Origin of the sequence: Sinorhizobium medicae (assembly GCF_007827695.1) — a bacterium.
In the GTDB taxonomy this organism is placed as follows: domain Bacteria; phylum Pseudomonadota; class Alphaproteobacteria; order Rhizobiales; family Rhizobiaceae; genus Sinorhizobium; species Sinorhizobium medicae.
Window position 1 is genome coordinate 109550 of sequence record NZ_VITA01000018.1, and the last position, 7635, is coordinate 117184.

Below are 7635 nucleotides of genomic sequence, written 5' to 3' on the forward strand. Positions count from 1 at the left end.
TCCTACTCCGCCGGTCCCGTTGCCGCGCCGTCCGCTAGATGCGCGGCAACCGGAACATCCTCGTGCCGCTCGGCCAGAGCGGGGACGCCGCGAACGGTCATCCAGATGTTGTAGGTGGCGACGACGGCTCCGATCAGGAACAGCAGGCCGCCAAAGGCGCGGGCGATATAGTAGGGGTACATCGCCACGAGTGAGTCCACGAAGGAATAGGCGAGCGTCCCCTCCCCGGTATAGGTCCGCCACATCAGACCTTGGATGATGCCCGAGTTCCACATTGCGAAGACGTAGATGACGGTGCCGGCGAAGGCGAGCCAGAAATGGACCTCGACGAGGGCCGCCGAATACATCCTCTCGCGCTTCCAGATCGCCGGCACGAGCGTGTAGAGCGACCCGTAGGTGATCAACGCCACCCAGCCCAGGGCCCCCGCATGGACATGGCCGACAGTCCAGTCGGTGTAGTGCGACAGCGAATTGACGGGACGAACCGCGAGAAACGAGCCCTCGAAGGTCGAGAGGCCGTAGAAGAAGGCGGCCATCATGATGAAGCGCAGCGTCGCGTCGTCACGAACCTTGTGCCATGCGCCGTTCAGCGTCAGCAGGGCGTTGCCGGCCGATGCCCATGAGGGAACCAGCAGCATTACCGAGAACGTCATTCCGAGGTTCTGTACCCAGTGCGGCAGGGCCGTGTAGTGAAGGTGGTGGGAGCCGGCCCACATGTAGAAAAAGGTTATGCCCCAGAAGCTGAGGATCGAAAGCCGGTAGGAAAAGATGGGCCGCTCGGCTCGTTTCGGCAGGTAATAGTAGAGCATCGCCAGGAAGCCTGCCGTCAGGAAGAAGGCGACCGCATTGTGCCCGTACCACCACTGCACCATCGAGTCCTGCACGCCCGGCCAGATCGTGTAGCTCTTGGCATGGCCGAGGGAGACCGGAACCGTAAGATTGTTGATGATGTGTAGGATCGCCACGACCACGATGAAGGCCAAGTAGTACCAGTTGGCGACGTAAATGTGAGGCTCCCTGCGGCGCGCCAGCGTACGGATGTAAAGGACGAAATAGGTGACCCAGACGATAACGAGCCAGAGGTCGGCATACCATTCCGCCTCCGCATATTCCTTCGATTGCGTCACGCCCATGAAATAGCCGGTCACGGCCACGATGCAGAATAGATTGTAGCCGAACAGAACGAACCACGGGCTGAGTTGATCCGCCAGCCGGGCGCGCGAGGTCCTTTGAACCACATGGAACGAGGTTGTGATCAGGGCGTTGCCGCCGAACCCAAAAATGACCCCGGTCGTGTGGGCGGGCCTGATCCGCCCGAAGCTCGCCCAGGCGGTGTCGAAATTGAGGCTAGGCCAGGCAAGCTGCGCCGCCGCCCAGACGCCGATGAACATGCCGAAGATCGCCCACAACAGCGTAAACCAGACGCCGACCTTGATGGGATCGTCGTAATAGCGCGAGATTCGCGACGGGTCCGGAGGAGGTCCGAAAGAGCTGGACATGATGAGATACAGCAGGCCGAGGCTGTATAAGAGGACGATAGCCCCATGTACCCCGATCGGATCGAACCGGCCTGCTGCCGCCATGGCAATGCCGACAATAGCCAGGACGAGCAATATTGCCGCGGCCAGATCCCGTTCGCGGGTCGTCAACTGTCCCATGAAGCCGCTCCCTCGCATGACAGCCCTGAAACGAGCATCTATCTCCCAGGGTAACAAATCAAGGCTTAGACCGATGTTTTGCCGATGCGCATCTATCCTTGTGGTTCGGTGCTCCAAGGTACGGCATATGGCTCCCAGTGCAACTGCAACAGAGCCTTATTTTTAAAACCTGTTAGATCAAATGGGGCTGGCAATCTAAGCCGCGCTGGAGGAAAACGACCTGGACTTCGCTGCGCTCCTGAAGCCGGTGTCGACAGGGTCCGGAACAGCTCTTCACCACCTTGGCGTCGACCCAGTTCCTTCGCTGGCACAGAATTTAGGAAGAAGCTCGAATGGGCTGATCACCGGGAGCACTATGAGGGGTAGATCCGCGGCGTGCCCGACGAGCGAAGAAGGTCGCATCAGAACCGCTCCAGCGCGTGCCTGTCGTGAATTTCGATCATCCGGCCTTTTACGATGACTCCGGACTGGCGCAGCGTCGAGAAGGCGCGGGACAGGGCTTCCGGGGCGACGCCAAGTTTCCCTGCAAGTATGTTCTTCTGGAACGGCAAGCGGAACGAGAAGCTTGTGTTGGTGCCGTTTGGACAATGGCTGAGGATGTAGCTTGCAACGCGCTGCGTAGCGGTGAGCAGACGATCTTGCGCGAGCATGTCTTCCGTCATTTTGCCTCGATGGCAGAGATGCTCAATGAAAGCCTGTGCCACATCGGGGTCTGCGGCCGCGATTTTGCGAAGCTTAGAACTGTCAATGCGCGCAATTACGGATGCTTCGGCAGCCTCCGCGCTGGCGGTGGCACGCCCTAGATAAATGGCGTTCTCGGCAAACATTTCGCCTTTTGACAACACGGCGACATCTGCCTCGCGCCGGTCTTTCCCAACACGGTAGAGGCGGATCAGACCTGAAAGTACAAAGAACACGTCGCCGATGCTGTCGCCCTGGTGGAAGAGGACGTCGTGCTCCTCGTAGGTGGACAGCCTCGTCTCCTCGAGAATGGCCTCCACGGTGGAGCGCGGCAGCCGCACGAAGAAGCGCGAACCCAACAAAGTGGTCCAATCGCTCGAAGTCAATTGCAGTGTCTCCATTGCGCATGTCCCAATAAACACCCACCAGTTTAGCCCTCTGTCGGTTTCGGTAAGTTGATCTTGGTCAAACAGCTAGCCTGGCTTGAGTCACCCTCCCCATCGCCGTCATCGAGTATGCGCCAGGACGCCCCGTCGAGGTCCTCGTATTGCCCGCTCTTGAGCGCCCACAGAAATGCGACGAGCCCCAGACCACCGAGACTGAGTGCGACCGGTATTAGGTAGATGAGGGTGTTCATGAGGTCACCGCCCCTGATTGGATCAATGCGGCTGCTTTCGCGACCTTACCGGCAGCAAGGGTTCGCTTCAGTCTCAGAGCATTGAAGACTACCACTAGCGACGAGGTGGACATCGCTACAGCGGCAATGAGCGGAGTCGCGTAACCAAGAATTGCGATTGGTACGGCGATGACGTTGTAGCCGATGGCGAGCGCGAAGTTCTGCCGGATAAGTCGGCCGGCATGTCGCGAAGTCTCGATGGCGAAGGGAACTGCCGAAAGCGGCTCATGCATGAAGACGAAGTCGGCGGCCTGGCGTCCGACATCGGCGGCAGTCGCCGGAGCCATGGAAACATGCGCTGCACGCAGAACGGGCGCGTCGTTTATGCCGTCCCCCACTACCAGTGCCTTGTGACCTGCCTCGGCGGCAGCGTCGCATGCCTTGACCTTTTCGCGTGGCGAGAGGTCGCCATGCCAATTCGAAATCCCCAAGCTGCCGGCGAGGGCCGCCACCACGGGTTCCCGATCGCCGGACAGGATTCCGGTCGCAATGTCCAGTCGGGCAAGGGCTTCGATCGATTCGCGCGAAGCCGGGCGCGGCCGGTCCTCGAACCGAAAGCAGGCAAGCTCGCGAAAATCCAACGACAGGATTGCCTGCGATTGTCCGCCGTCAGAGCCCGGATTGCCGACCGCAAAATTGCGGCTCCCGAGCCGGTAGACGCCGTCCTCGGTTTTCACTTCGATGCCCGCGCCGGGAATTTCCCGGATGCCGCCGGCAAGCGGCGAGACTGCCCGTGCCGAATTCTGAATCGCTACTGCGATCGGATGGCGCGAATGCAACGCGATAGCCGCCGCCTTCGCGAGCCGACAAGGTGCGATCTCGTGCGCATTCACGAGCCGCGGTCTGCCGATGGTCAGCGTGCCGGTCTTATCGAGGAGCACCATGTCGATCTCGGCGAGACGCTCCATTGCCGAGCCATCCTTGACCATCACCCCGCCCTGGAATAGCCGACCGGCTGCAACGACCTGGACGACCGGAACGGCAAGACCGAGTGCGCAGGGGCATGTGATGATGAGCACCGCCACCGCGATCAGCAGGGCATGGCGGACATCTCCCTCCACCAGCATCCAGCCGACGAAGGTCAGAAGCGCCAGCAGATGGACGGCGGGCGAATAAAAGCGAGCGGCGCGGTCGGCGATACGTCGGTAGCGCGCCCTCCCCCCCTCGGCAGCCTCCATCATTCCGATGATTTCGGCGATGAACGAATCGCGCGCCGCGGCGGTCGCCTCCAGCGTCAGCGGACCCGTAAGGTTGAGCGTGCCGGCCTGAACCGTATCCCCTGTGGCGACCACCGCCGGCGAGCTCTCGCCGTTGACCACGGACCGATCGATATCGCTCGTCCCGTACACCACCCGTCCATCGACGGGGATACGCTCGCCAGCAGCGACGATCAGGCGTTCACCTGGCTTGATCTCGTCGACGGCGCGGTACTCGCGCGAGCCATCCGGATGAACGACGGTGGCCCCGCGTGGCGACAGGCGTGCGAGACCGCTGATCGCCGTTCGTGCACGGCCCCTCATCATGTGATCAAGCGTTCTGCCGATCAGCAGGAAAAACAGCAAGGTCACGGATGCATCGAACCAGGCATGTTCGCCATGACCGATCGTCTCGTGGAGCGACATGCCATAGGAAAGGCTGACGGCGAGCGCGATCGGCACATCCATGTTGGTTCGCCCGTGGCGAACGGCGTTCCATGCCGACTTGTAGAAAAAGCGGCCAGCATAGATCAGCGCCGGTCCGGCGATAAGCGCCGAGATCCAATGAAAGAGATCGCGGGTGGCCGCATCTGCCCCGGACCAGACTGACACGGAGAGCAGCATAATATTGGTCGCGGCGAAGCCGGAAACGGCGACCGCGAGGATCAACTGCTTCAGCAGGTCGTCGCCTTCCTCCCCGCCGGGCGAAAAGAGGTGTGTCTGATATCCACGCTCGGCGATGGCATGCAAGAAATCACAAGGATCGGTCCGACGACCGCCGACCTCCTCTTTCCAGACGATTGAAACGCGACGGGAGGAGAGGTTGACGCGGGCGCGTTCGACTTCGGGCTTGGTGCGCAGCGCTCCTTCGATCGTGGCGATGCAGGCGCCGCAATATGCGCCGGGGACGCTTAGCTCCGTCTGGCGCAACCCGCCTCCGAGGTCCCGGCTCGCAAGCCAAAGTTCCTCGGACGCGGGCGACGCCTGCCTTCCTTCGGCAACCATGGTTGCCGCACCAACGGCGCAGCAGCTCATTTGTCTCTTCCCTCTGCGATGAAGCGTACAGTGTGACGGTGGACCACCGCATCCCCCTCCATGGCCGTCATGGCGGCGATCCATTGACCGGCCCGCAGCTCTTCACCCAAAACAAAAACGCCCTCGCCCCGAGGGTGGAGCTCGACGCGAAGGTCCTCATGCTCCTCAACCGGTCGTTTGAAAACGGCGATAACCTTGTCGATTTGTCGCTCCGGTTCTCCGTTGCGGGTAAGGACGTAGCGGACTGCGTCGCGTCCGGCCGTTAGCCGCCCCTTGATGCCGCTGGCCTGAAAGGCGCGACCCTCGGCTACCTTGCCGTTGAACTGCTGGCTAGCGATATACGTGTTCTCTACGACAAGGCCGCTCCAGCTTCGGCTTGCGTTCCAGGCCATGACGAGGTTGACGGAGATGATGGTGCCGAAGAAGAGGCTCATGACCGCCACCATGTGCCAACCGGTGAATCCGCGCTCCGGACTGCACTGTTTCGTTGCCGTGCTCATCGTCTTGCTGCTCCCGGTAGATTGAAATTGGCCTGATACACATCGCGTTCGTGGCTGGACGGATCCTCCGCGATGAGGGAGAAGCCCTCTTCAGCCTCGGCGAATCTGCCTTTCGGCAAAGTGACGAAGACTTTGAGCGAGGTGACCTTGTCCGGCTCGACTCCGATGGTGATGCTGCGTCCATCGTCCGTTGCCTGTCCGGCCATGCGTATGGTGGCGGCGGGCATACCCTCGATCGTCAGGCTGATGGTGCGCTGTTTTGGGATCATGTTGAGAAGCTTGACCATGTAGCCGTTGCGCACCGAGCCGTCGGATTCGACGACGAACTGAGGGTTGCGGTCGTGCAGGACGTTCAGCTCCAGCCGGTCGCGCGCCAGCAGGCCGAAAAGAAGACCGAGTCCGACAATCGCCCAGATGCCGAAATAGACGAGAACGCGGGGCCGGAAGACGATGCGGCAGTTGAGATGCCTCACCTTGTCACGGAAAGCGCCATCGGCGTCGCGCACGCGGCTCGGATCGATCGCCGCGGTCGTGCCGCTCGTCGCGAGAGCTATGTTGGCGGCATAGTCGCTGAACGTCGCGTATGAGATTAGCCCCTGCTCGCGGCCGAGCTTATCCATCACGCCGTCGCAGGCGTCGATGCAGAGCGCGCAGGTGATGCACTCGAGCTGCTGGCCGTCGCGGATGTCGATTCCCATTGGACAGACGGCGACGCAGGCGTTGCAGTCGACGCAATCTCCGACGACCTCGCCGGCCGCAGCCGATTTTTTCGCATGCCGCGAGCGCGGCTCCCCCCGCCAGTCGTTATAGGTGACGACGAGCGAGTTCTCGTCCAGCATGGCCGCCTGGATGCGCGGCCATGGGCACATGTAGGTGCAGACCTGCTCCCGCATCAGTCCGCCGAAGACGTAGGTCGTAGCAGTCAGGATGCCGATCGTGCTATAGGCGACCGGCGGCGAGTCGAGTGCGACCAAACTCACCAACAGCGACGGCGCGTCGGCGAAATAGAATATCCACGCGCCGCCGGTCGCAACACCGATCGCCAGCCATATGGCATGCTTGGCCACGCGCTTACGGATCTTGTCGAGGCTCCACGGTGCGGCGTCTAGGCGCATGCGCGCGTTGCGGTCGCCCTCGATGAAGCGCTCGACGACGAGGAAGAGATCGACCCAGACGGTCTGCGGGCAAGCGTAGCCGCACCAAGCCCGCCCGACCGCAGAGGTCACGAGGAAAAGCCCGAAGCCTGCCATCACCAGAAGCCCCGCGACGAAGAAGAATTCCTGCGGCCAAATTTCTATGAAGAAGAAATAGAAGCGCCGGGAATCGAGGTCGATAAGGACTGCCTGATCCGGCGCATGCGCCCCGCGGTCCCAGCGGATCCATGGCGTCAGATAGTAGACGCCGAGCGTCATCAGCATCAATAGCCACTTGAACCGGCGAAAGCGGCCCTCGGCCCGCTTCGGGAAGATCTTCCGGCGCTTCTCGTAGAGCGGCCCTCGCACGCGGGCGGAATTGACCGCTTCGGCGTCGAGGCGTTCGACTGGATCTTTGGTTATCGGCTGGTGGAGCATGCAGGCAGGTCCCGGCGATAGTTTCCCTTGTGAGACGAATTTTGCCGATGTGCACTCCGGTCACCTTGATCTGCGTCAAGTACGCGCGGGATGCCCCAGCTGTGGAGCGACACCCATAGGGCGTTGAAGGGAGCGGTTGCTCCCTTCACGAACGAAATCTGGCCACGCCTGCCCGTGACCAGGAATCGGCCGCGCGGGTGCACGGCCGATTGATCGAGGGCCTCTACTCGCCGCCGCCGAGCGAATGAACGAAGACCGCAAGCTCTTTCACCACCGGATCGCCGAGGCGCGGCAGCCATGCGGGCATGACGCCGTGCT

General features: G+C 61.7%; 6 protein-coding genes and 1 pseudogene. All 7 read right to left on the reverse strand.

What is annotated here, in order from left to right:
• Positions 1-2 precede the first annotated feature (2 nt).
• A complete protein-coding gene (gene ccoN / locus FB009_RS25575; protein WP_024312063.1) occupies positions 3-1658 on the reverse strand; it encodes a cytochrome-c oxidase, cbb3-type subunit I in 1656 nt (551 codons plus the stop codon).
• Positions 1659-2059: 401 nt separating this feature from the next.
• Positions 2060-2740 carry a Crp/Fnr family transcriptional regulator gene (locus FB009_RS25580; RefSeq protein ID WP_011970727.1) on the reverse strand — a complete coding sequence of 227 codons (681 nt, stop codon included), beginning with the start codon at positions 2738-2740 and terminating at the stop codon, positions 2060-2062.
• Between the two features lie 29 nt (positions 2741-2769).
• A complete protein-coding gene (gene ccoS / locus FB009_RS25585) occupies positions 2770-2976 on the reverse strand; it encodes a cbb3-type cytochrome oxidase assembly protein CcoS (protein WP_011970728.1) in 207 nt (68 codons plus the stop codon).
• On the reverse strand, positions 2973-5246 hold the full coding sequence (locus FB009_RS25590; RefSeq protein WP_127582241.1) for a cation-translocating P-type ATPase: 2274 nt from the start codon (positions 5244-5246) through the stop codon (positions 2973-2975). The genes ccoS and FB009_RS25590 overlap by 4 nt, the downstream gene beginning before the upstream one ends.
• The gene (locus tag FB009_RS25595; RefSeq protein WP_011970730.1) at positions 5243-5746 is read right to left on the reverse strand and encodes a FixH family protein; all 504 of its coding nucleotides are present in this window, start codon (positions 5744-5746) and stop codon (positions 5243-5245) included. The genes FB009_RS25590 and FB009_RS25595 overlap by 4 nt, the downstream gene beginning before the upstream one ends.
• The gene (ccoG, locus tag FB009_RS25600) at positions 5743-7317 is read right to left on the reverse strand and encodes a cytochrome c oxidase accessory protein CcoG (RefSeq protein WP_011970731.1); all 1575 of its coding nucleotides are present in this window, start codon (positions 7315-7317) and stop codon (positions 5743-5745) included. Before ccoG ends, FB009_RS25595 begins: the two co-directional genes overlap by 4 nt.
• A 223-nt stretch (positions 7318-7540) precedes the next feature.
• Positions 7541-7635, reverse strand: a pseudogene (locus tag FB009_RS25605) (cytochrome-c oxidase, cbb3-type subunit III); the annotation flags it as partial.

Bases quoted from the DNA above. Each gene is read 5' to 3' on its own strand.
- ccoN (WP_024312063.1), bottom strand. From the start codon at position 1,658: ATGGGACAGTTGACGACCCGCGAACGGGATCTGGCCGCGGCAATATTG.
- FB009_RS25580 (WP_011970727.1), bottom strand. From the start codon at position 2,740: ATGGAGACACTGCAATTGACTTCGAGCGATTGGACCACTTTGTTGGGT.
- ccoS (WP_011970728.1), bottom strand. From the start codon at position 2,976: ATGAACACCCTCATCTACCTAATACCGGTCGCACTCAGTCTCGGTGGT.
- FB009_RS25590 (WP_127582241.1), bottom strand. From the start codon at position 5,246: ATGAGCTGCTGCGCCGTTGGTGCGGCAACCATGGTTGCCGAAGGAAGG.
- FB009_RS25595 (WP_011970730.1), bottom strand. From the start codon at position 5,746: ATGAGCACGGCAACGAAACAGTGCAGTCCGGAGCGCGGATTCACCGGT.
- ccoG (WP_011970731.1), bottom strand. From the start codon at position 7,317: ATGCTCCACCAGCCGATAACCAAAGATCCAGTCGAACGCCTCGACGCC.